Here is a 24071-nt window from a genome sequence, read left to right on the forward strand (position 1 = left end):
GTAGTGGCCCGGGTTGCCGCTGGGGAGACCTGCCGCAAGGTGGCGGCAACCTTCGGGGTAAGCGTGGCGAGTGTGGTGAAGTGGTCGCAGCGCTACCGCGCCACCGGCAGTCCGGCGGCCAAGCGGATGGGCAACACGCGACCGCTGCTGCTGCTGGCAGAGCGGGATTGGGTGCTGGGACGGATTGCCGAGAAATCTGACATCACGCTGCAGGATTTGGTGGACGAGTTGCGTGCGGCGGGCAAGCGGGGCAGCTACGGGTCAGTTTGGCGGTTTCTCAAGGCTGAGGGTATCCGCTTCAAAAAAAAGCCTGCGCGCCAGCGAGCAAGAGCGGCCTGACGTCGCCCGGCGCCGGGAGCGCTGGAAGCGGCATCAGAACAAGATCGATCCGGCCCGCCTGGTCTTCATCGACGAGACCTGGGCCAAGACCAACATGACCCGCAGCCATGGCCGCTGCGCCAAGGGCCAGCGCCTGATCGGCCGGGTGCCGCATGGCCACTGGCGGACCATGACCTTCCTGGCCGCCCTGCGCTCAGACCGCATCGACGCCCCCTATGTCTTCGACGGGCCGATCAACGGCGAGCGCTTCCGGGCCTATGTCGAGCAATGCCTGGTGCCGACGCTCAAGCCAGGCGACATCGTGGTCCTCGACAATCTCGGCAGCCACAAGAGTGCCGCGGTCCGCAAAGCCATCCGGGCAGCCGGCGCAAAGCTCTTCTTCCTGCCGCCCTACAGCCCCGACCTCAACCCCATCGAGCAGGTCTTCTCCAAGCTCAAAAGCCTGCTCCGAAAGGCAGCTGAACGCAGTGTCGAGGCAACATGGCAACGTATCGGAAGCCTGCTGGACCGCTTCCCGCCACAGGAATGCGCAAACTATCTCAGGAACGCTGGCTATGCTTCGATCTAACGGGATTCCGGTCTAGTTGGATCAGCCGCCCCGGGTGTTCCTCCGTCATGCCAGCCTCTTTGAATTACGTCAGCATGACTGTCATACATATTGCGCTGCACAAATAGATTGGCAAGCCTGATTTTCAGAAAATCCACAACAAAATCAGATATGTAGAAAAAATAACCCGCTTGCCCATTTTTCTGCCGGAGGCCCGCTCCGAGCCCATTGGCGGCCATGAATCCGGCCTTCTCCGGCCCGGCCATGCGCATAGTGAATGGCTGACGCCCGCAATGGAGATAATAAAAAACGCGGCCCTGGGGGCCGCGTTTTCTTACCGTCTCGGTCGCCGGGCTGCCCGCCCCTTCAGGGGGAGGGGGAGAGGACGGGGCGGAACAGTCCGGCGCCGATGGGGAGGAAGGCTTTAGGCTTACGCCGCTTCGCGCGGCACCAGCCGGACGACCTTGGTATTGGCGGCGTTCTCGTTCACCGGGGTGAGCACCGGACGCTCGATCAGGCCGGCCACGGCGGCCGGGATCTGCGAGCGGCTCAGGCCGATATCCCGCAGCATCTGGTCGTCGAGAGCGTTCAGTTCATCCAGCGCGCGCTGCTGCTCCAGATAAGCCTTGATGCGGGCGCCGACGCCCTTCAGAAGGGTCCAGCCGGCAAAGATCACGGCGGCGAAGGCTTCGGCGCGGAGGCGACGCGCCTGAGCCTCGATCTCAGCGACGCTCATCGGCGTCTGGTTGGCCGGGAAGGCAAAAGCGATCTTGTTGCGCAGGGTCGTCATGGTAGTCTCCATATCTCTTGGCCGGGCTTCTCTATGCATCTCAGCCACGGGAGGAATATTGCACTGCACCCTTGAAAAAACAATAACTTATCTATGATTTCTTTGCTTATGCAGCATTGCATTAAATGCATATCTGGCCATGGATGACAGAGCGCCTACCTCACATATTATGATGATCCAGCAACAGGTTATCGGATGACCCTGCACCAGCCCGACCTCGCCGCCCTGCCTCCCGGTCTCGGGGATCACTTGCTTGGTGTCGCCGCCGCCCCCAGCATTCTGGGCCGCTTTCCGGGCCTGAGCCTCCTGCCCGCCACTTTGCCGGTGCCGCGCAGCAAGATCGAAAAGATCATCGCCGATCTGGCCGAACATTTTACCGCGACCCTGGAAGATCGCGCGGCCGTTGCCGGCCGGCTCGCGGCGCTGCGCCAGGAGCTGGCCAAGCGCGGCTTGGCCGGCCTGATCGTGCCGCTGACCGACGAGTATCAGTGCGAATATGTGCCGCTGCGCGCCCAGCGCCTGGCCTGGCTGACCGGCTTCACCGGTTCGGCCGGCCTTGCGATCGTGACCCGCGAGCGGGCGGCGATCTGGAGCGACGGCCGCTATACCCTGCAACTGGCGCAGCAGGTCGACGGCGCCCTGTTCGAGCGGCATCACATCACGGAGGAGCCGCCGACCGACTGGCTGAAAACGGCGCTGAAGGCGGGAGACCGGCTGGCTTACGATCCCTGGCTGCATACCGAAGACGGCGTCAAGGGCTTTGCCGCCGCCTGCAAGGTGGTCGGCGCCGAGCTGGTGGCGAGCGAGGACAATCCGATCGACGCCGTCTGGGCCGATCAGCCGCCGCCCCCGCTCGGGCCGGTGCATATCCAGGACAAGGCCCTCGCCGGGCGCAGTTCGGCGGCCAAGCGCGGCGACATCGCCGCAGCCTTGCGGGCGCGCAGCATCGATGCGGTCATCCTGACCCTGCCCGAGTCGATCGCCTGGCTGCTCAATATCCGCGGCTCCGATGTGCCGCATACCCCGCTGCCGCTCGCCATGGCGGTGCTGAGCGCGGATGGCGGGGTCGATCTCTATATCGACGGCCGCAAGCTCGACGCGACGGTGCGCGCGCATCTGGGCGATGTGCGGCTGCATGAGCCCAAGGAGTTCCCGGCGGCGCTCGATGCCCTGGGCGCGGCGGCGAAGATGGTACAGGTCGATCCGGCCACGACCGGCGTTTATGTGCTGCAGCGGCTGGAACGGGCCGGTGCCAAGCTGGTGCGCGCCGAAGATCCGTGCCTTTTGCCCAAAGCCTGCAAGACCGCCGCCGAACTGGACGGCAGCCGCGCCGCCCACCGCCGCGATGGCGCCGCCATGGTGCGCTTCCTCGCCTGGCTGGACAAAGAGGCGGCCCAGGGCGGCATTGACGAACTGACGGCGGCGGCGAAGCTGCAGAGCTTCCGCCAGCTTGCCAACGAGCTGCGCGACCTCTCCTTCCCCACCATCTCGGGCGCCGGCCCCAATGGCGCCGTGGTGCATTACCGGGTCTCGCCGGCCACCAACCGCAAGCTCGAGCCCGGCAACCTCTATCTGGTCGATTCGGGCGGCCAGTATCCGGACGGCACGACCGACATCACCCGTACGGTGGCGATCGGCGAACCCAGTGAGGAAATGCGCGACCGTTTCACCCGCGTGCTGAAGGGCCATATCGCTTTGGCCACGGTGCGCTTCCCCGACGGCACCACCGGCCAGCAGCTCGATACCCTGGCGCGCCATCACCTCTGGGAGATCGGGCTCGATTACGATCACGGCACCGGGCATGGCGTCGGCAGCTATCTCGGCGTGCATGAGGGCCCGCAGCGGATCGGCAAGCTGGGCAGCGCAGTCCCGCTGAGGCCCGGCATGATCATCTCGAACGAGCCGGGCTATTACAAAACCGGCGCATACGGCATCCGGATCGAAAATCTCGTCGCCGTCCGCGTCGAAACCGACAAAGCGGAGAGCGGCAAGCGCTGGCTTGGTTTCGAGACGCTGACACGCGCGCCGATCGATCGCCGCTTGATCGATCTCACCTTGCTTACGCCGCAGGAGGTCGCCTGGATCGACGCCTACCATGCTCTGGTATGGCTGGACATCGCGCCGCTGGTAGACGACGAGACGAGAAACTGGTTGAAACAGGCAACCGCACCGCTCGGTGCATAATCCATACGGGCCGGATCAGAGGACAACATGATCGACGAACGCATCAAGTCGGCGCTTGAGCTGGTGTCCACCGCGACGCTGACGACGGTTCTGCTGAAGAAGGGCCTGCGCAAAACCTGGATGAAAGGCCCGAAACCGCTGGTCCTGCAGGACAAGCGTATCGTCGGCCCGGCCTTCACCCTGCGCTTCGTACCCGCGCGGGAAGACCTGGCGACGCCGGAAAGCTGGTCCTCGCCGCGCTCCACCCGCGGCGCCATCGAGGACATGCCGGCCGGCTGCATCGCCGTGGTCGACGCGATGGGCATTACCGACGCCGGAATCTTCGGCGACATCCTCTGCGCCCGCATGAAGAAGCGCAATGTCGCGGCGCTGGTGACGGATGGCGTGGTGCGCGACGGCACCGGCGTGATCGAGACGGGCCTGCCGGTCTGGTGCGACGGGGTGGCCGCGCCGCCCAGCGTCGCCGGCCTCACTTTCGTCGGCTGGCAGGAGCCGATCGGCTGCGGCGGCGTTGCGGTCTATCCCGACGACGTCATCGTGCTGGACAGGGACGGCGCCGTGCTGATTCCGAAGGCGCTCGTCGCCGATGTCACGGCGGCCGCCGTCGAGCAGGAAAGGCTTGAAACCTGGATCATGGGCGAGGTCGAAAAGGGCGCTGCCCTGCCCGGCCTCTATCCGCCCAATGCCGAGACCAAGGCCCGCTACGAAGCCGAGATGAAGAAGGGGTCGTAACAGGTTAAATCCGCCGCAGCCAAGCCGGGATGCGCTGACGCCGCCGCTGTGCGGCGCGATCGGATAGTGTCGCACAAGGCTCGTAATGATCCCGCTCCAGCCGGCCGGCCTGGATGCTCCAGCGCGGCAGCGCATCGGCAAGACTCAACACGCCCGCTTCCTGCGTGGCGCGAATGGCGATGCCGGCGCAGGCCGCGGCGTCGCTGTCGGCTTCATGGTGCCGCAGGGCGATGCCGATATGCGCCGCAACGGTGGAAAGCTTGTGGTCCGTCAGGTCCGGCCAGGCGGCGCGGGCGATCTTCACGGTGCAGAGAAAGGATAAGGACGGCACCGGCAAGCGGTAATGCGCGAGCGCGCGGCGCAGCACGCCGATGTCGAACGGCGCGTTATGTGCGAGCAGCAGCGGCACGGCTTCGAGATGCGGCAGCAGCTCGTCCCAGATTGCCGGGAATTCCGGCTCGTCTTCCACGTCGCGCGGACCGAGGCCGTGGATGGCGACATTCCAGGGATTGAAGTACATGTCATGCGGCTTTACCAGCCGATGCGCGACATGCGTCACTTCCTGGCCCCTGATCCAGGCGAGGCCGATGGCGCAGATGCTGCCGGGATTTGCGCTGGCGGTTTCGAAATCGAGTGCAATCGCGCTGGCGCCGGCAACCGCCCCGACCTCGGGGATACAGATTCGGGTCTGCACGACTCAGCCGCCGATCAGCTTGAGCCAGTCGTCTTCGCTGAGCACGGTGACGCCGTGTTTCTGCGCTTCCGCCAGTTTCGAGCCGGCTCCCGGGCCCGCAATCACGTAATCGGTCTTTTTCGACACTGATCCGGCCACCTTGGCCCCCAACGACAACGCACGCGCCTTGGCCTCATCGCGCGTCATCCGTTCCAGCGTGCCGGTGAAGACGACCGTCTTGCCCGCGACTGGCGAGTCCGCCGCCGGCCGCGCCGGCGGCACCACCTCGGTCAGCTCACTCAGGAGATGCTCGATCACCGCCCGGCTATGCCGTCCAGTGGCGAAATCGACAATCGCGCCGGCCACCACGTCGCCCATTTTGTCGATGCTGTTGAGATCCTGCCAGGCATCGCCTTGCCGGCCCTTGGCGGCATCCATCGCCTCCAGCCAGGCTTGCGGGGTGGAGTAATGCATTGCGACAAGGCGGGCACGTTCCTGCCCGACATGGCGGATGCCGAGGGCATGCAGAAAGCGGTCGAACCCGATCCTGCGGCGCTGTTCGATGGCGCGCATGAGATTATTGACCGACGTCTCGCCGTAGCCGTCTTTCTTGCGCAGCGTATCGGCATGCCTGTGCAGGCGGAAAACGTCGGCAGGTTCCTTCAGCCAGCCCCATTCATAGAAGGCGGCGATCTGCTTCTCGCCTAGGCCGTCGATATCGAAGGCCGAGCGCGCGACGAAGTGGCGCAGGCCCTCGACGACCTGCGCCGGGCAGGTCACGCTGCCGGTGCAGCGCCGCACCACATCCGCGGCGCCCGATTTCGGGTCCACTTCGCGTTCCGCCGGCGCCCCGCAAACCGGACAGGTGGTGGGAAACTTGAACGGTTGCGCATCGGCCGGGCGCCGCTCCAGCACGACACCGACCACCTGCGGAATGACGTCGCCGGCGCGCTGGATGATCACGGTATCGCCGACGCGCACATCCTTGCGCTTGATCTCGTCCTCGTTATGCAGCGTGGCATTGGCAACGACCACGCCGCCGACATTGACCGGCCTGAGTTTAGCCACCGGCGTGAGCGCCCCGGTCCGGCCGACCTGGACATCGATATTCTCCAGGATCGTCTGCGCCTGCTCGGCCGGGAATTTATGCGCGATCGCCCAGCGCGGCGAACGGCTGATGAAGCCGAGCCGATCCTGCCAGTCGAGGCGGTCGACCTTGTAGACCACGCCGTCGATGTCGAATGGCAGCGTGGCCCGCTCCGCTGCGGCATCGCGGTAATAGGCCAGCAGGTCGTCCAGGCTGTGGCAGACCCTGACCGGCTTGTTCAAGGTGAAGCCCCATTCGGCCAGCTTCTTGCGCGCTTCCTGCAGGCTATGGCCAAGCGGCTCGGACACATCGCCCCAGGCATACCCGAAAAAGCGCAAGGGCCGCTTCGCCGTCACCGAGGGATCGAGCTGGCGCAGGCTGCCGGCTGCGGCGTTGCGCGGATTGGCGAAGATCTTTGCGCCGGCCTTCTCCTGCGCCTCGTTCAAGGCCAGGAAGTCGGCGCGCGTCATGTAGACCTCGCCACGCACCTCCAGCACCTTGGGCCAGCCCTGGCCGTGCAGCTTATGCGGCACGTCATGGCGCAGCGTCCTGATATTGGCGGTGACATCCTCGCCTTCCTGACCGTCGCCGCGGGTTGCCGCCTGCACCAGTTCGCCATTCTCGTAGCGCAACGAAGCCGACAAGCCGTCGATCTTCGGCTCGGCGATCATGGTCAGCTCGGCATCGGTCTTCAGGTTCAGAAAGCGCCGAATGCGCCCGAGGAATTCGGCCACGTCCGCCGCCTCGAAGGCATTGTCCAGCGAGAGCATCGGCTTGACATGCCGCACCTTCGCAAAGCCGGGCACCGGCGCAGCCCCGACCTGGGCGGAAACGCCCTCCGGCGTGGCAAGATCGGGAAACTTCGCCTCCAGTTCCAGCAGACGCCGCTTCAATGCATCGTATTCGGCATCCGAAACGGTTGGCGCATCCTGCTGGTAATAGCGTCTGTCGTGCCCGGCAATCTCCTGCTCGAGACGCGCATGCTCCAGCTTGGCCTGGCGCGGACCGAGTTCGGCCACCGGCTTTTCCCGCTGCCGGCTCGGTGTCTTCGCAGCCATCTATGCCTCCTGTCCGGCCAGCAGGCTGTCGGCAGCGGCGCGGGCGGCGTCGGTGATCGTGGCGCCGGCCAGCATGCGGGCGATCTCTTCGCGGCGATCGTCGGCGGCCAGCGGCGCGACCTCGGTCAAAGTGACCTTGTTCTTCGCCGATCCCGCTTCGCGCTTGGCAATCCGCCAGTGCTGCCCGCCCTTGGCCGCCACCTGCGGAGAATGCGTGACGACCAGCACCTGCACGCGGCCCGCCAGGCGCGCCAGGCGCTCGCCGACTGCCGCCGCCGTGGCGCCGCCGACGCCGCGATCGACCTCGTCGAAGATCAATGTGCAGGCCGAGCCACGGCCGGCCAGCACCACGCGCAGGGCCAGCATGAAACGGCTGAGTTCGCCGCCCGAAGCGATCTTGGCCAGGCTTCCCGGCGCCGTGCCCTGATTGGTGCTGGCAAGGAACTGCACGCGGTCGGCCCCTTCGGCCGACCATTGTTCCGGCGGCAGAGCCTCGACGGAGGTGGCGAATTTCGCCGCGCCGAGCTTGAGCGGCGCCAGCTCGGCCGCCACCGCCTTGTCGAGCTTGGCTGCCGCCTTGCGTCGCGCCGCCGAGATCGCTTCCGCCTTCGCCTGATAAGCCGCTTTCGCCGCGGCCGCGGCCTTTTGCAATCTGCCCAGGCCTGCCGTCTGATCGTCGATCAGCGCCAGCTTTGCCGCATAGCGTTCGGCCAAGGGCGCCAGATCGTCGACGGATACGTTGTGCTTGCGAGCCGCAGCGCGAAGCGCAAATAGCCGCTCTTCGACCTTCTCCAGCCGCTGCGGATCGAGATCCAGATCGCGCGCCGTGGCATCGAGCGCGGCAGACAATTCCCCGGCCTGCAACAAAACCTGATCGGCCTGCGCGATCAGTGCGTCGAGCTTGCCCTCTGCTTTGTCGGCGACGCGCTCCAGTGCGCGCAGGCAGGCGCGCAGCCGAGCATCGACACCGCCGCCCTGCTCCAGCGCGCTTTGCGCTTCCTGCATCGCCGTTAGCAGCTTCTCGCCGGCCTGCAGCAGGCTGCGCTGGCGTGCCAGTTCCTGTTCCTCGCCCGGCTGCGGCTTCAATTCTTCCAGTTCCGCGACGACGTGGCGCAGGAAATCCTCCTCGCGCCGGGCCTGCGCTGCCGTCTCTTCCGCCTCGGCCAGGGCTTTTTCGGCATCCCGCATCGCCTGATAGGCATCGCGCAGACCGGCTACGTCCTTTTCCAGGCCGGCATAATCGTCGAGCAAGGCGCGATGGATCGTCGCATCGGTCAGGCCCTGCTCGTCATTCTGGCCATGGATTTCGACCAGAGTATCGCCCAGGCGCCGCAGCAGGGACACGCTGACGGCCTGATCGTTGACGAAAGCCCGGCTTTTGCCGTCCTGGCCGAGAATACGCCGCAGCACCAGCTCATCGGTGTCTTCAAAACCCTGCTCGGAGAGGATGGCGCGGGCCGGATGCTTCGGCGGCAGATCGAAAGTGGCGGTGACGACGCCCTGGCTGGCACCGAGGCGCACCAGCCCGGCATCGGCACGGCGGCCGAGCGCCAGTCCGAGAGCATCGAGCAGGATCGATTTGCCGGCGCCGGTTTCGCCGGTCAGGACGCCAAGTCCGGGCCCGCATTCCAGGTCGAGCCGCTCGATCAGGACGATATCACGAACGCTCAGGCCGGTCAGCATCGCAAGCTCTTCTGCATGGCCGGGCGCGGCGCGGCATGCGCTCAGAAAATGGAATTCCAGGCCCGGTCGAACCAGGAGGTAGAACCGCTATCGGCCCTGGCCGTCGGCACCTTTTCGCCGGTCACCAACGTGTATGTGTCGACATACCACTCGCTGCCCGGATAGTTGTATCCGAGCACTGCGGCGACGTTCTGCGCCTCGTCGACGACGCCGAGCGACATGTACGCCTCGGCCAGCCTATGCAGCGCCTCGGGCACATGCGTCGTGGTCTGGTACTTCTCGATCACCGTCTTGAAGCGGTTGATGGCGGCAATGTATTGGCCCTGGCGCAAATAGTAGCGGCCGATCGCCATCTCCTTGCCGGCGAGATGATCGTTGGTGAGATCGATCTTCAGCCGCGCATCGCGCGCATATTCGCTGGCGGGATAACGGCGGACCACCTCTTCCAGCGCGTTCAGCGCCTGCTGGGTGATCTTCTGATCGCGACCGACATCAGTGATCTGCTCGTAATAGCAGACCGCTACCAGATAATAGGCGTAGGCCGTATCCTTATTGCCGGGATGGAGCTGGATGAAGCGTTGGGCGGCGGAGATCGCTTCGGTGTATTTGTTTTTCTGGTAATAGGCATAGGCTGCCATCAGCTCGGCCTTGGTGGCCCATACCGAATAGGGATGCTGCCGCTCGACCTCGTCGAAGCCGGCCGCCGCGGCGTCCCAATTGCCGGCGGCGATGGCATCCATCGCACGGTTATAAAGCTCCTCGACCGGGCGCTCGACATAGGCCGGCTCTTTATTACTGCTGCAGGCGGCCAGCACTACCCCAAGGAGCAGCCCCAGGGCGCTCCGCCGAGCCCAGGAAAAAGCCCGGGATGAATCCGATCCATAACGCGTCCGCATGGTCGAATTCTGTCGCATGGGGCCCGGCCAAAATCAAGCTGGCCGAGGGACTTGCCTATTTATTACCCAAAATCACCGGAAATCCGGCCGATCCGGTACAGAATATTGCGACTCGGCCGCAAGCGGTAGATAATCTTCGAATTGCGGGTCCGACCTATACTTCTGAACGATTTTCGTCCCCGCCGAATTCGCCTATTAGAGGTATCCGCCTCCCGAGTTGGACGGTTCCAAGGAATGGTTAATCCCGCGTCACGAGTGCGGGAACGGTCCGAAACGGGCAGATCCGATCCCAATCGGGTCGCAACGGGCGAATGTAGAGCATGACCAAGAGGTGCCGCCGATGGGTAAGATCGCAACGCGCGTCGATGAATATGTGGGTGAGCGTATCCGCACCCGCCGTACCGAACTGGGCTTGACTCAGGAAGAACTGGCGAACTCGCTGAAGATTTCCTACCAGCAAGTACAGAAGTACGAGACCGGCGCCAATCGCGTCAGCGCTGGCCGGCTGTTCGAAATCGCTCAACGCCTGCAGGTCGACATGGCCTTCTTCTTCGAAGGCCTCGAGACCAAGCTGGAAAGCAAACCGCTTGAGCATGGCGGCAAGAACCGCTCGACCATCGAATTGGTCCGCAATTTCAGCGATATCGAGGACACCACCATCCGGTCCGCCGTCGCCGGCCTGATCAAGAGCATTGCCAGCCGTTACAAGGAAGAGGAAGAAGCGGCAGTCAGCGCGACTGGCGACTGATTCCTGGGATTGCCGGCCTCAAGCCGGCAGACCGTTCCGAACAAGAAAAAGCCCCGCTTTGCGAGCGGGGCTTTTTATCTTTGATGACCTGGTTGTCTTTGGCCGAGTTATCTTTGGCCAAGCCGATTTACAGCGATGCCTCGGCGACCGCCGAATGCAGCCGCAGGCCGAGATCGGCAGCCTGCGACGACGGCTGGACTTCGCGGGCTTTCGCATGCGTCACCCAGGCATAGGCATTCTGATCGGCGAACAGCGTCTTGAGCAGCCGATTGTTCAAGGCATGCCCTGACCGGCGCCCCTCGTAGCGGCCGATGATCGGACCGCCCGCCAGATACAAATCCCCCAGCGCATCCAGAATCTTGTGGCGGACGAATTCATCGTCGTACCGCAAGCCATCGTCATTCAGGATTCGGTCATGGCCCAGCACGACGGCGTTTTCCAGCGAACCGCCGCGGGCCAACCCCAGAGCGCGCAACTGCTCGACTTCCTGCACGAAACCGAAGGTCCGCGCCCTGGCGATATCGGACTTGAAACGGCCCGGCTGCAGCTCGAAGCTGGCGGCCTGACGGCCGATCATCTGATTGGCGAACTCGATCTCGAAGTCGATGACGAAACCATCGCCCGGAACCAGGGCGGCGCTGGCCGCGCCGTCGCGCACCTCGACCGGCTTGAGAATCTTCAGGTAGCGGCGCGGCGCCACCTGCTCGATCAGGTCGGCGCATTCGATCAGGAAGACGAAAGGCGCGGACGAGCCGTCCATCACCGGCACTTCCGGGCCGTCGATGTCGATCAGCACGTTGTCGACGCCCATGCCCGACAAAGCCGCCATGAGATGTTCGACCGTGGCAATGGTGACGCCCTCGCCGGCCGACACAGTGGTGCACATGCGCAGATCGCTGACCTGATCGAAACGGGTGCGCACCAGCGGCTGGCCCGGCAGATCGATGCGGCGAAACACCACGCCGGTATCCGGAGCGGCAGGATGCAGGACAAGGTGAACCTTCGCCCCGCTATGCAGGCCGATGCCAGAACACTTGATGCGGTTCTTGAGTGTCTTCTGCGCAATCTTGCCAGCCATGACCACTCGGAACTCCCTGACGCGATTGGCGAATCGGAGCGACCGCCAAAAAAGAAAACCGGGAATGGTTGTAGCAACCACCCCCGGCAACAACAAATCACTCTGTGTTACGAACTGTAACGTCTCGGACTGGATTTAACTCACTGATCTACAGCCCTTTTTCCATGTTCAATTGGCTTGCCGCCGCAGGAAGGCCGGGATGTCGAGCAGGTCATCCTGGGGCCGGCTTTGCGGGCTGCGCTCGGCCGCCGGCGCCAGGCCGAGATCGGTCTGACGCGATGCCGGCTGGGCCTCGGCCGGACGCGCAACGGCAGCCGGCGCCGGCATCGCCGGCCGGGAGAATTGCGGCTCGGCCTGGCGCATTACCGGCTGCGCGTCCGGCTCGGCCAGGCGGCTGCGGGCCGCGCCGGTGATGCGGTCGAACAGGCTCGCCTTCTTCTTCGGCTCGGCCGGCCGATTCACCATGTCGGCTTCGGCAAACGCATCCGGCTGGCGCAGCGTCTCGGCCGGACGGGCCGGGATCGGCTGGGCCCGGGTCGGCATGAAATGCGGCGCCGCCGCCTCGGAAGCCATCTGAGCCGCGGTGGCGAAAGGCCGTGCCGGCGCTTGCGGCTGCGCCTCCGCCAGCGGAGCGGCAGCAACCGCCGGCTCGGCCTGCGCCGCCGTGACCGGCATGTCGGCAGGCTGCGGGCTCGCCTCGGGGGCGGACTGGAGCGCAACCGCCACCTGGGCGACGGTCGGCGCGGGCGCGGCAGCCATGGCCGGCTGCGGCGCCGGCTGGCTCATCGCAGCCGCCTGGCCGCCGCCCTGGGCGGCGGGTTTGGCCGCGCCGCCGAAGCTGATCGGCTTGGCCTGCGGCGGCGTGACCAGACGCAGCGACGGCGTGGCCTGCGGCTTCGGCTCCATCTGAGCGGCCGCATCGATGCCGGTGGCAACGACGGAAACCCGCATACGGCCTTCCATATTCGCATCCAGCGTCGAGCCGACGATGATATTGGCCTCCGGATCCACCTCTTCGCGGATACGGTTGGCGGCTTCATCCACCTCGAACAGAGTGAGGTCGGGCCCGCCGGTGATGTTGATGAGAACGCCGCGGGCGCCCTTCATCGAGATATCGTCCAGCAGCGGGTTGGCGATGGCGCGCTCGGCGGCCTCGATGGCGCGATGCTCGCCATCGGCCTCGCCGGTGCCCATCATCGCCTTGCCCATCTCGCTCATCACCGAGCGGACATCGGCGAAGTCGAGATTGATCAGGCCGGGCATGACCATCAGGTCGGTGATGCCGCGCACGCCCGACTGCAGCACATTGTCGGCCATCTTGAAGGCATCGGCGAAGGTCGTCTTCTCGTTCGCCACCCGGAACAGGTTCTGGTTCGGGATGATGATCAGGGTGTCGACATACTGCTGCAGCTCGCGGATGCCGGCCTCGGCCAGCTTCATGCGCTGGCTGCCCTCGAACGAGAACGGCTTGGTCACCACGCCGACCGTCAGGATGCCCATCTCCTTGGCCGCGCGGGCGATCACGGGGGCCGCCCCCGTGCCGGTGCCGCCGCCCATGCCGGCCGCGACGAAGGCCATGTGGCAGCTCTGCATGTGCTCGACGATCTGGTCGATCGATTCTTCCGCCGCCGCCCGGCCGACATCCGGCTTGGCGCCGCAGCCCAGGCCCTGCGTGAGCGAAACGCCGAGCTGGATGCGCCGCTCGGTGAGCGACATGTTGAGCGCCTGCGCGTCAGTGTTGGCGGCAACGAATTCCACGCCTTCGAGCTGGGCGTTGATCATATTGTTGACCGCGTTGCCGCCGGCGCCGCCAACGCCGAAGACGACGATACGGGGCTTTAGTTCCCGCGTGGTCGGCATGCTGAGATTGATACCCATGTTCTCCTCCAGGGTTAACCGTTGCAATGACCAAAGTCGCGCCGTGATGCAAGCGACGTTGCAAAAACCGCGTGGATGCTGAGCTTTTCGATCATGTCTTTGCCACGCGATCAAAAGTTGGTGCGCAGCCAGCGCCCGATTCGCGAAAACGCACCGCTCGGTGTCGGCTCCGGTTCGGGCAGGCGGATGGTTCGTTCAGCCGCCTGTTGCTGCGCATACGAGAGAAGACCGGCGCAGGCCGAAAAGGCCGGCCCGCCGGTTGCCTCGGCCAGGCCGCCCACACGGATCGGGCGGCCCAGACGGACCTGCTTGTCGAGGATGCGGGCGGCAAGCTCGCGCACGCCCTGCAGTTGACTGGCGCCGCCGGTCAGCACGACGCGGCGCCCGGCAAGTTTCTCCAGCCCGGACTGCATCAGGTGCTCGCGGACCTGTTCCAGGGTCTCTTCGACTCGGGGCTTGATGATGCCGGTCAGGATCGAGCGGGGCACCTGGTGATGCGCGTGATCGTCGGTCTCGCCGACCTGCGGCACGTCGATGGTTTCATTGTCGTCCGACGGGCTCGGCAGGACGGTGCCGTACAGCGTCTTCAGCCGCTCGGCATGGGCCAGCGGGGTGGAAAGGCCGCGGGCGATGTCGTTGGTGATGTGGCTGCCGCCAAGCGGAACCATATCCACGTGGATGAGCTGCCCATCATAGAAGACGGCCAGGCTGGTCGTGCCGCCGCCCATGTCGATCAGCGTGACGCCGAGGTCCATCTCGTCCTCGACCAGGCAGGCCAGGCCGGAGGCGAACGGCGCCACGACCCGGCCGGCAATGCGCAGATGGCCCCGGGCGACGCAGGTGGACAGGTTGCGCAGCGGACCTGAGCCGGCGGTGATGACATGCATGTTGACGCCCAGCCGCTCGCAGGCCATGCCGCGCGGATCCTTGATGCCGCGCGAGCCGTCGATCGTATAGCCGACCGGGATCGAATGGATGATTTCGCGGTCGCTGGGATGCTCATGGCGCCGGCCATGGTCGAGCACCAGGCCGACATCATGTTCCGTCACCTCATGGCCGTCGATCGCGACCTCGACGCCCACCGTCTGCGACTGGGGGGCGCCGGTGTTGACGCTGACGAAAACGTCGCGGATGGTCTCGCCGCACATCCGCTCGGCTGTCTCCACCGCCGCCCGGATCGACTGTTCGGCCGCGTCCATATCGATCACGTTGCCATTGCGCAGGCCCCGCGAAAGCTGGTGACCGATGCCGATCACGCGCAGGGTTCCACCATCGGCGCGGGCGATGAAGCAGCAGACCTTGGACGAGCCGACATCCAAGGTCGCTATCAATCCATTGCGCGAAACAGCCATAGCGTCACTTCCCCTCGTCTTGGCCGTGTTGTGTCATGTCCGTTTGCCCGAAGGCTTCTTCGCCGGCGCCGCGACGGGCGTCGGCGGCTCGGCCTCCGGGTTGAGCCGTACGATCAGACGGTCTTCCAGCCGCAGATCGACCAGTTGAATATCGCGGCGCAGCAGGCCTTCCTTCTGTTCCAAGGCGATCAGCCGGGCCCAGGCCTGTTCGGGGTTTTCCTCCGGCAGGCGCGCGACGACGCCGTTGTCGAACTGGATGTCCCAGCGCCGGCCGCGTACGCGCACCGCATTCACCACGCGCCTGGCCAGAACGGGATCGGTCTGCAGCATCGCCATCAGGTCATGCGCCCTGTCCGAAGCCCCCGCGCCGACCAGCAGCAGCAGATGGGCAAATTCCGGCCGATCGTCCTCTTCCAGTACGCGGCCTTCCTGATCGATCAGGTAGATGCGGCCGTCGATCTGCCAGCGTGCGAAAGGCTGGCGTTCGACGATCTCGATATGCAGCGTATCGGGCAGCTGACGCCATACCGTCGCCTGTTTCACCCAGCCGATGGCCTCGACCCGCCTGCGCACGGCATCGAGATCGAGCGACAGGATGGGATCGCCGCGCTCGACGCCGACGGCCGATACCAGGGCCTTCAGCGGCGTGTTCACCCGGCCGGTCAGGTTGACGTCGTTCACTTTCAGGTCGACTTCGGCGCCCGCCTCGCCCAGCAGGTTTTGCGTCAGCAGGCTCACCTGCGCCGGAAGGTCGGTGCGGAACCAGGCATAGGCGCCCGCGCCGGCGAGGCCGGCCATGCCCGCCAGCGCCATGCCGATCCGGAACCGGCGCCAAAGCACCGAAGGCGGCCGCTTGCGGGCTGGCGGCAGCGGCCGGCAATAGCCTTTGGGCCGCTGCGGCGGCAAGGATGGCGCACAAGGCGCGCAGGGACGGTCTTCCGGCAGCACGACTAGCGAGCGCATGAGGCGTCCTCCACCATCCAACGCACGAGGCGGTTGAACGAGATGCCGCGATGCGCGGCGATCTCGGGCACCAGCGACAGCGGCGTCATGCCCGGCTGGGTGTTGATCTCCAGCAGATAGAAGCGCCCCGGCTCGCCGGCGCTGTCGTCATAACGCCAGTCGGAGCGCGTCACGCCGCGGCAGCCCAGCACTTGATGGGCCTTCAAAGCCTCGGCGCAGATCGCTTCGTAAACCTGCTGATGGATCGGCGCCGGCATCAGATGCGTCGCCTTGCCGTCGGTGTATTTGGCTTCGTAATCATAGAAGCGGCCATGGGCGCGAATCTCGATCGCGCCCAGCACCTGATCGCCCATGACCGCTATCTGGATTTCGCGGCCGGGAATGTAGCGCTCGACCAGCACGTGCTCGCCGAAATGCCAGGTGGCGTCGTCCTGCGGCTGGTAGTTGTCGCCGGCGAAAACGATGTGCACGCCGACCGAAGAGCCCTCGTTGAGCGGCTTGATCACGTAGGGATGCGGCATGACCGGGCCGGCGGAAAACGCCGAGCGGTGCACCACCCGGCCTTCCGCCATCGGCAGGCCGTGTGTCTGCCAGACCGACTTGGCCATCGGCTTGTTCATGGCGAGCGCGGAGGCCAGCACGCCGGAATGCGTATACGGGATGCCCATGATCTCGAGCAGGCCCTGCACCGTGCCGTCCTCGCCGTATGGCCCATGCAGGGCGTTGAAGGCGACATCCGGCTTGATCTTCTCGAGCTGGCTGCCGAGATCGCGCCCGACATCGATTTCGGTCACCGTGAAGCCTTCCTCGCGCAGCGCCCTGGCGCAGGCGCGGCCCGAGGTCAGCGACACTTCGCGCTCGGACGACCAGCCGCCCATCAGAACCGCGACATGCCGCTCAGTCATGCGCGCCATCCCTCGGCTTGCCGATGCGCTTGATCTCCCAGCGCAACGCGATGCCGCTTTGCGCCTTGACGCGCTCGCGCACGGTCTCGCCCAAGGTCTCCAGATCGGTGGCGGTGGCGCTGCCGCGGTTGATCAGGAAATTGCAATGCTGCTCGGAAACCTGGGCGTCGCCGACGACAAGCCCCCTGCAACCGGCGGCGTCGATCAACTGCCAGGCCTTGTGGCCTTCGGGGTTGGCGAAGGTGGAGCCGCCGGTACGCGAGCGGATCGGCTGGCTGCCTTCGCGGGCGGCCTGGATCTCGGCCATGCGCTGCTTGATCAGAGCCGGATCGCCCTTCTCCCCCCGCAGACGGGCGGCGAGGAAAATCCAGTTCTCCGGCACGCCGCAATGGCGGTAGCCGAACTTCATGTCGGCCAACGACAGGCGATGCAGGTTGCCGGACGGATCCAGGGCCTCGGCCCAGACAAGGACGTCCTTGAACTCGCGGCCATACGCACCGGCATTCATGCGCAGGCCGCCCCCGACGGTGCCGGGAATGCCGCGCAGGAATTCCAGACCGGCAATGCCGGCCTGCTGTGCCACGGTGGCGACATTGACATCGAGCGCACCGGCGCCGGCTTCGACCTCTTCGCCATCCGCCTCGATACCGACGAATTCGCGCCCTAGCCGGATGACCACGCCCGGCACGCCGCCGTCACGCACCAGCGTGTTGGAGCCGACGCCGAGCACCGTAACCGGCACATCGGCCGGCTTGGATTTGAGGAAGGCGATCAAATCGTCGCGGTCGGCAGGCCGGAACATCGCCTCGGCCGGGCCGCCGACGCGGAACCAGGTGATGTCGGCCAGGGCCGCTTGCGCCGTCAGGCGACCGCGCACGGCAGGCAGCCGCGCCAGCAGATCGTCCTGACGGATCTGCTCTGCCATCATGCCCGCCCCTTCGCGAACAGGGCCTGCAACTCGCCCGGCAGGGCATTCGCCCAGGTCGTGATGCTGCCGGCGCCAAGGCAGACGACGAGATCGCCCGGCGCGGCCTCCGCCTTGATCATCGCGGCCAGCCGCTCCGGCCCGGTCAGCGGCAGGACATGGCGGTGGCCGCGATTGCGCAGACCTTCGACCAGCGCATCGCGATGCACGCCCTCGATGGGAGACTCGCCGGCGGCATAGACGTCGGCGACGATCACCGTATCGGCATCGTTGAAGCAGGTGCAGAAATCCTCGAACAGGTCGCGCAGGCGGCTATAGCGATGCGGCTGGACCACCGCGACCACCTTCGCCCCCGGCTGGCCCCCGATGGCAAGCCGGGCCGCGGCCAGGACGGCGGAAATCTCCACCGGATGATGGCCGTAATCGTCGACCACGGTAATGCCGTTGGCTTCGCCGGTGATGGTGAAGCGGCGCTTCACGCCCTTGAAGCCGCCCAGGGCCCGGCGCACCACGTCGCCATCGAAGCCCATCTCGCGGGCGATCGCCGCAACGACCAGGGAATTCTGCACGTTATGCCGGCCGAACATCGGCAGATCGACGCCGGCGATGGTTCCGCTCTCGCCATGGACGCGGTCGGTGATCTGAATGTCGTAATGGGCGCCGCGGTTGTCGAACTCGACATTGACCGCGCGGATATCGGCCTGCGGCGAGAAGCCGTAGGTAACCACGCGCCGGTCGGTGATGCGGCCGATCATCGCCTGCACTTCCGGATGGTCGATGCATAGCGCGGCAAAGCCGTAAAACGGGATATTCTCGACGAACTGCTTGAAGCCTTCGCGGACCTTGTCGAAGCTGCCGTAGAAATCGAGATGCTCGGGGTCGATGTTGGTGACCACCGCAATCGTCGCCGGCAGTTTCAGGAAGGTGCCGTCGCTTTCGTCCGCTTCGACCACCATCCATTCGCCGGCGCCGAGCCGGGCATTGGTGCCGTAGGCATTGATGATGCCGCCATTGATCACCGTCGGGTCCATCCCGGCCGCCTCGAGCAATGCCGCAACCAGCGAGGTCGTCGTGGTCTTGCCATGCGTGCCGGCGATGGCGATGGCCCATTTCAGCCGCATCAGCTCGCCCAGCATCTCGGCGCGGCGCACCACCGGAATGAGGCGGGCGCGGGCAGCCTTCACTTCCGGGTTGTCTGCCTTAACCGCAGACGAGACGACCAGAACCTCGGCGTCGACGATATTCTCCTCGCGGTGACCCTCGAAAACCTTGATGCCGAGGTCGCGCAAGCGATTGACGTTGTAGTTCGCCGTCAGATCGGAGCCCTGCACCTGGTAGCCGAGATTGTGCATGACCTCGGCGATACCGGACATGCCGATGCCGCCGATGCCGACGAAGTGAATGATCCCGATATCGAGCGGCAAAGCCCTCATGCCGCAGTCCTCTTCATGATGTGAGCGTCGGATGCCCGGCTGCCCGCCACTGCCGCGGCGCGCCGACGTTCGACGATCAATTTCTCCACAAGATCCGCCAGAGCCTGCGCTGCCAGCGGCCGGCCGACGCTGCGCGCCGCCGTCGCCATGGCCGCCAGCCGCGTGGAATCCGTCAGCAGATCCTCGAATGCCGCCGCGGCACGCTGCACGGTGAACTTATCCTGCGCGATCACCTCGGCGCCGCCGCCCTGCGCCAGTGCCTGCGCGTTGTCGGTCTGGTGATCGTCGGTGGCGTAGGCATACGGCACCAGCAGGGCCGGACGGCCGATGACCGCGATCTCCGCCGTGCTGCTGGCGCCGGAGCGGCTGACCACCAGATGCGCCGCAGCCAGCCGCTCCGCCACGTCACTGAAGAAAGTCGCGGTTTCGGCGGCGATGCCGGCCTCGGCATAGGCGGCGCGCACACGCTCCAGATCCTCGGGGCGGCATTGCTGCTGCACCTTGAGGCGCTTCTTCAATTCGGCCGGCAAGGCGGCCAGAGCCGCAGGCACCACATCCGACAGCACACGGGCTCCCTGACTGCCACCCATGACAAGAATGCGAATCGCCTGCTCCGGCATATTGTATGGCACATCGGCGGCGGCGAGAATTGCCGGGCGCACCGGATTGCCCGTCACCGTCACCGGCGTCGCCTTCGGCAGGAACCGCGTCACCGGAAAAGACGTCGCGATGCGATCAACACGCCTGGCGACCAGGCGATTGACACGGCCGAGCACGGCATTCTGCTCGTGGATCAGGATCGGCACGCGTTTCAGGCGCGCGGCCAGCAGCAACGGCAACGCCGGATAGCCGCCGAAGCCGACTACGGCAGCGGGCTTGGTCAGCGACAGCAACGCCCAGGCGGCAACGACACCACGGACGATCTCGACGATCGACAGCAGCTTTCCGGCGACCGAGCGGCCGCTCGGCGTGCCGGACGGGATGCGATAGAGCGGCAGCTCCGGCAAATTCTGGCCGAAGCCCTTGCCGCGATTGTCGGTGACCAGGCCGACGCGGTGGCCGCGGCGCAGCAATTCGCCGGCCAAGGCTTCGGCCGGGAAGACATGCCCGCCGGTGCCGCCGGCGGCCAGCAGGATCGGATGATCGTTCGCCAGGATGGCGCTCATCGCACCACTCCGTGATCGGGCCGCCAGCGCGTCAGCCCCAGCAGCATGCCCATGGACAAGGCGAGCGCCATCAGCGACGAGCCGCCATAGGAGATGAACGGCAGGGTCATGCCTTTGGTCGGCAGGAGATGCAGATTGACGCCGATATTGATCACCGCCTGCAGGCCGAACTGCGTGGTGAGGCCGGCCGCGGCAAGCAGCACGAAAAGGTTGTTCTCGGTCATCAGCCGCGAGAAGCAGCGCAACACGATGAAGGCGAAGATGCCGACGATGAACAGGCAGGCGAACAGACCGAATTCCTCGCCGGCCACGGCGAAGATGAAGTCGGTATGGGCGTCGGGCAGCACATTCTTGACCGCGCCGTCGCCCGGGCCGCGGCCCCAGATGCCGCCGGCGGCGAAAGCATCCATCGCCCGCTCGATCTGGTAATTCGCCTTGTTGGCCGGGTCGAGGAAGCTGTCGATGCGGCTGGCGACATGCGGCAGGATCAGATAGGCGCCGAAAATGCCGACCAGGCCGATGGCGCCGAGGCCGAGCGCCAGCACGATCGGCAGGCCAGCGATGAAGAACTGCGCCAGCCAGACCGCGACAATGACGATCGACATGCCGACATCGGGCTGCATCAGCAGCAGGCCGACGACGATCAGGCACAGCACCGTCGAGATCGCCCAGCCGGGGAAGCCCCTCCCCTTGCGCCATTCGGCGAACAGCCAGGCCGCGACGACGGCGAAAGCCGGCTTGACGAATTCGGACGGCTGTATCGACAGGCCGCCGAGAGAAATCCAGCGATGCGCGCCCTTGACCTCCGCGCCCATGAAGAAAGTCAGCACGACGCCCAGCATCGAACCGGCAAAGATGATGACCGAAACGCGCCGCACGCCGACGGGATCCAGCAGCGAGGCCGCGATCATGATCAGCAGCGCCGGGGCCAGGAAGAGCAGCTGGCGCTGCACGAAATGGAAGCTGCTGTATCCGATGCGGGTCGCCACCGCCGGCGAAGCGGCCAGCGTCAGCACCGTGCCGACCGCTATAAGGACGGCAATCGCGATCAGCAGCCAGCGGTCGACGGTCCACCACCAGCGGCCGAGAACGGAGGTATCGGTGCGCGAGAAGGTCATCATGCCGCCTCTCCCGTCAGCATCTGGCCGCCACGCTGCGTTACCAGGCGGATGAACTCGTCGCCGCGATGCTCGAAGCTCTTGAATTGATCGAAAGACGCGCAGGCCGGCGACAGCAGGATGACGCCGTCCGCGGCTTTGTCCCGCTTGGCGGCCGCCAGGGCGTCGTCGAGCGCCTTGTCCAGCGTACCGCAGAGAGCGTGCGGCACGGCATCGCCCAGCGTCTCGGCGAAACCGGCCGCAGCCTCGCCGATCAGGCTGGCATGGCGGATGCGGGAAAAGAACGGCCGCAACCCCTCGATGCCTCCGGTTTTCGGCTTGCCGCCGGCGATCCAGTAGATCGCGTCGAAGGAAGCCAGCGCCTTGGCGGCGGATTCGGCATTGGTCGCCTTGGAATCGTTGATGCAGGGGATGCCGTCGATGCTGCCGACCCGCTGCAGCCGATGCCGCAGGCCGGGGAAGCCGGCAATGCCGGCGCGGATCGCGGGGCCGTCCAGCCCCGCTGCCCGCGCCGCAGCGAAAGCCGCCGCGATGTTCTGGCCATTATGGGCGCCGGGCAGCGCGGGGAAATCGAGCGCGAAGACCGCCTTGCCATCCTCGTAAAGCATGCCGTCGACGGCGCTGACGCCGCGATCAAGGACGCGGTCGATGGACACGGCGACGATCCTGCGGCCGCCTTTCTCGGCCGTTAGTTGGGCATGAATGGCGCGGCAATGCTCGTCATCGACGCCGATCACCGCCGTATCGCCCTCCCCCTGGCCGGCGAAGATGCGCGCCTTGATCGCCGCATAATTCTCCAGCGTGCCGTGGCGGTCGAGATGATCGGGGGTGATGTTCAGCACAATGGCGATCCGCGCATGCAGGCTGGGCGTGAGGTCGAGCTGATAGGACGACATCTCCAGCACATAGGCGCCATCGCCAGGCGCAAGCCGCGGCAGCCCCAGCACCGGGGTGCCGATATTGCCGCCGAGAGCGATCTTGCGGCCGGCGGCAGTCAGAATATGCGCCAGCAGAGCCGTCGTCGTGGATTTCCCGTTGGTGCCGGTCACGCCGTAGATGACCGGATGCAGCTCGCGAATCAGCAATTCGATATCGCCGATGACCGGAATGCCGACCCGGCGGGCAGCGGCGACAACATCATGCGGCGCCGGATGCGTCAGCGGCACGCCGGGCGCCAGCGCCAGGCCGGCGCAGCCGGCCAGCGTGGCATCATACAGCGGCATGGTCTGCAGGCCGGCCACCTCGGCGGCCATGCGGGCGGCCTCGTTGTCGTCCCATGGGCGCACCAGGGCACCGCCAGCCGTCAGCGCCTGCGCCGTAGCCAGGCCGCTGCGCGCAAGGCCGAATACCGCCCAGGCCTGTCCGCCGGTATGGGAGAGCGCGATCATGCCCGCCTCACCGCAGCTTCAGGGTGGAAAGGCCGGCCAGCGCCAGGATCACGGCGATGATCCAGAAGCGGATCACGATGGTCGGCTCCTTCCAGCCCTTCTTCTCGAAATGATGGTGCAGCGGCGCCATGCGGAAGACCCGCTTGCCGGTCAGCTTGAACGAAGCGACCTGCACCATGACCGACACGGTTTCCAGCACGAACAGGCCGCCGATGATGGCGAGCACCAGCTCATGCTTGACGATAACGCTGATGGTGCCGAGCGCACCGCCCAGACTGAGCGATCCGGTGTCGCCCATGAAGACCGTCGCCGGCGGCGCGTTGAACCACAGGAAGCCGATGCCCGCGCCGACCAGGGCGCCGCAGAAGACGGCAAGCTCGCCGGCGCCGGCCACATAATGGATCTGCAGGTAATTGGCGAAGACGGTGTTGCCGACCAGATAGGTGATCAGGCCGAAGCTGGCGGCGGCGATCATCACCGGCACGATGGCCAGGCCATCGAGGCCGTCGGTGAGATTGACGGCATTGGAGGCGCCGATCATCACGAAGGTGGCGAAGGCGGGCATGAACCAGCCGAGATCCAGCAGCAGTTCCTTGAAGAACGGCACCGCCAGGCTGGTATTGAGCGGCGGCAGCGCGATATCGCGGATCCACAATGCGGCAATACCTGCGATCACGATCTGCAGCCCAAGCTTCAGCTTGCCGGGAACGCCCTTCGGATTCTGCTTCGTGACCTTCAGGTAATCGTCATAAAAGCCGATCAGCCCGAAGCCGGAGGTGACCAGCAGCACCACCCAGACGTAGCGATTGGAAAGATCGGCCCAGAGCAATGTGCCGGCGGCGATGCCGAGCAGAATGAGGAAACCGCCCATGGTCGGCGTGCCGCGCTTGGTCAAAAGGTGGCCTTCCGGACCGTCATCGCGGATCGGCTGGCCCTTGCCCTGCTTGGCGCGCAGCCATTTGATCAGCGGTTCGCCGATCCAGAACGACAGCACCATCGCCGTCAGGATTGCTCCACCGGTGCGGAAGGTCAGATACCGGAACAGATTGAAGGCCGTGAAATCGTCGGCCAGCGGATAAAGCAGCAGGTAGAGCATTCCTATGGGTGTCCTATCACCTTCCTCCGATC

General features: G+C 65.7%; 21 protein-coding genes. 4 read left to right on the forward strand and 17 right to left on the reverse strand.

Translation table 11 applies throughout. The features are described from left to right. Positions 1–907, forward strand: a protein-coding gene (locus tag VF194_RS16235; RefSeq protein WP_330892238.1) for an IS630 family transposase whose coding sequence is annotated in 2 segments (ribosomal slippage) — positions 1–300 and positions 302–907 — 906 coding nt annotated over the 2 segments. Because the reading frame shifts where the segments join, the coding sequence is not laid out codon by codon here. This gene is flagged as partial in the annotation. Here VF194_RS16235 and VF194_RS16240 read toward each other — a convergent pair. Beyond that, on the reverse strand, positions 904–1125 hold the full coding sequence (locus VF194_RS16240; protein WP_330892239.1) for a hypothetical protein: 222 nt from the start codon (positions 1123–1125) through the stop codon (positions 904–906). The genes VF194_RS16235 and VF194_RS16240 overlap by 4 nt on opposite strands. Before the next feature lie 191 nt (positions 1126–1316). After that, positions 1317–1676: an RSP_7527 family protein gene (locus tag VF194_RS16245; protein WP_330892240.1), complete on the reverse strand. Its 360-nt coding sequence runs from the start codon at positions 1674–1676 to the stop codon at positions 1317–1319. Between the two features lie 195 nt (positions 1677–1871). Here VF194_RS16245 and VF194_RS16250 point away from each other — a divergent pair, with 195 nt between their 5' ends. Then, positions 1872–3860, forward strand: a complete 1989-nt coding sequence (locus VF194_RS16250) for an aminopeptidase P family protein (RefSeq protein WP_330892241.1) — start codon at positions 1872–1874, stop codon at positions 3858–3860. A 27-nt stretch (positions 3861–3887) separates the two neighbouring features. Then, positions 3888–4592: a ribonuclease activity regulator RraA gene (locus VF194_RS16255; RefSeq protein ID WP_330892242.1), complete on the forward strand. Its 705-nt coding sequence runs from the start codon at positions 3888–3890 to the stop codon at positions 4590–4592. 4 nt (positions 4593–4596) lie between these two features. On the opposite strand, the gene VF194_RS16260 is transcribed toward VF194_RS16255, so the two are convergent. Genes VF194_RS16260 through VF194_RS16275 form a run of 4 tightly spaced genes read right to left on the reverse strand, consistent with a single transcriptional unit; the run spans position 4597 to position 9989 of the window. Beyond that, entirely contained in the window at positions 4597–5286 is a 690-nt protein-coding gene (locus VF194_RS16260; protein WP_330892243.1) for a 3'-5' exonuclease, read from the reverse strand. 3 nt (positions 5287–5289) lie between these two features. Next, positions 5290–7410, reverse strand: coding sequence for an NAD-dependent DNA ligase LigA (gene ligA, locus VF194_RS16265; protein ID WP_330892244.1), 2121 nt, complete (start codon positions 7408–7410; stop codon positions 5290–5292). Beyond that, positions 7411–9093 (reverse strand): DNA repair protein RecN, encoded by a 1683-nt coding sequence (recN, locus tag VF194_RS16270; RefSeq protein WP_330892245.1) that lies wholly within the window; start codon positions 9091–9093, stop codon positions 7411–7413. Positions 9094–9134: 41 nt separating this feature from the next. Beyond that, positions 9135–9989, reverse strand: a complete 855-nt coding sequence (locus VF194_RS16275) for an outer membrane protein assembly factor BamD (RefSeq protein WP_330892246.1) — start codon at positions 9987–9989, stop codon at positions 9135–9137. A gap of 340 nt (positions 9990–10329) precedes the next feature. Here VF194_RS16275 and VF194_RS16280 point away from each other — a divergent pair, with 340 nt between their 5' ends. After that, positions 10330–10737 (forward strand): helix-turn-helix transcriptional regulator, encoded by a 408-nt coding sequence (locus VF194_RS16280; RefSeq protein WP_330892247.1) that lies wholly within the window; start codon positions 10330–10332, stop codon positions 10735–10737. Between the two features lie 127 nt (positions 10738–10864). On the opposite strand, the gene lpxC is transcribed toward VF194_RS16280, so the two are convergent. The 11 genes from lpxC to mraY form a co-directional block, all read right to left on the reverse strand. After that, entirely contained in the window at positions 10865–11815 is a 951-nt protein-coding gene (gene lpxC, locus VF194_RS16285) for a UDP-3-O-acyl-N-acetylglucosamine deacetylase (protein WP_330892248.1), read from the reverse strand. Positions 11816–11983: 168 nt separating this feature from the next. Next, complete coding sequence (ftsZ, locus tag VF194_RS16290; protein ID WP_330892249.1) at positions 11984–13693, reverse strand: cell division protein FtsZ; 1710 nt, start codon at positions 13691–13693, stop codon at positions 11984–11986. Positions 13694–13803: 110 nt separating this feature from the next. Next, complete coding sequence (gene ftsA, locus VF194_RS16295) at positions 13804–15045, reverse strand: cell division protein FtsA (RefSeq protein WP_330892250.1); 1242 nt, start codon at positions 15043–15045, stop codon at positions 13804–13806. A gap of 33 nt (positions 15046–15078) precedes the next feature. Then, a complete protein-coding gene (locus tag VF194_RS16300; protein WP_330892251.1) occupies positions 15079–16008 on the reverse strand; it encodes a cell division protein FtsQ/DivIB in 930 nt (309 codons plus the stop codon). Next, on the reverse strand, positions 15996–16913 hold the full coding sequence (locus tag VF194_RS16305; RefSeq protein ID WP_330892252.1) for a D-alanine--D-alanine ligase: 918 nt from the start codon (positions 16911–16913) through the stop codon (positions 15996–15998). The genes VF194_RS16300 and VF194_RS16305 overlap by 13 nt, the downstream gene beginning before the upstream one ends. After that, positions 16906–17841 carry a UDP-N-acetylmuramate dehydrogenase gene (gene murB, locus VF194_RS16310; RefSeq protein ID WP_330892253.1) on the reverse strand — a complete coding sequence of 312 codons (936 nt, stop codon included), beginning with the start codon at positions 17839–17841 and terminating at the stop codon, positions 16906–16908. Before murB ends, VF194_RS16305 begins: the two co-directional genes overlap by 8 nt. Further along, positions 17838–19271, reverse strand: a complete 1434-nt coding sequence (murC, locus tag VF194_RS16315; RefSeq protein ID WP_330892254.1) for a UDP-N-acetylmuramate--L-alanine ligase — start codon at positions 19269–19271, stop codon at positions 17838–17840. The genes murB and murC overlap by 4 nt, the downstream gene beginning before the upstream one ends. Beyond that, on the reverse strand, positions 19268–20437 hold the full coding sequence (gene murG / locus VF194_RS16320; protein WP_330892255.1) for an undecaprenyldiphospho-muramoylpentapeptide beta-N-acetylglucosaminyltransferase: 1170 nt from the start codon (positions 20435–20437) through the stop codon (positions 19268–19270). Before murG ends, murC begins: the two co-directional genes overlap by 4 nt. Further along, entirely contained in the window at positions 20434–21558 is a 1125-nt protein-coding gene (ftsW, locus tag VF194_RS16325; RefSeq protein WP_330892256.1) for a putative lipid II flippase FtsW, read from the reverse strand. Before ftsW ends, murG begins: the two co-directional genes overlap by 4 nt. After that, positions 21555–22943, reverse strand: a complete 1389-nt coding sequence (murD, locus tag VF194_RS16330) for a UDP-N-acetylmuramoyl-L-alanine--D-glutamate ligase (RefSeq protein WP_330892257.1) — start codon at positions 22941–22943, stop codon at positions 21555–21557. Before murD ends, ftsW begins: the two co-directional genes overlap by 4 nt. A gap of 7 nt (positions 22944–22950) precedes the next feature. Further along, positions 22951–24039: a phospho-N-acetylmuramoyl-pentapeptide-transferase gene (mraY, locus tag VF194_RS16335; RefSeq protein ID WP_330892258.1), complete on the reverse strand. Its 1089-nt coding sequence runs from the start codon at positions 24037–24039 to the stop codon at positions 22951–22953. Positions 24040–24071 lie beyond the last annotated feature (32 nt).

Origin of the sequence: Ferrovibrio sp., from assembly GCF_036381655.1 — a bacterium.
Lineage (GTDB): Bacteria > Pseudomonadota > Alphaproteobacteria > Ferrovibrionales > Ferrovibrionaceae > Ferrovibrio.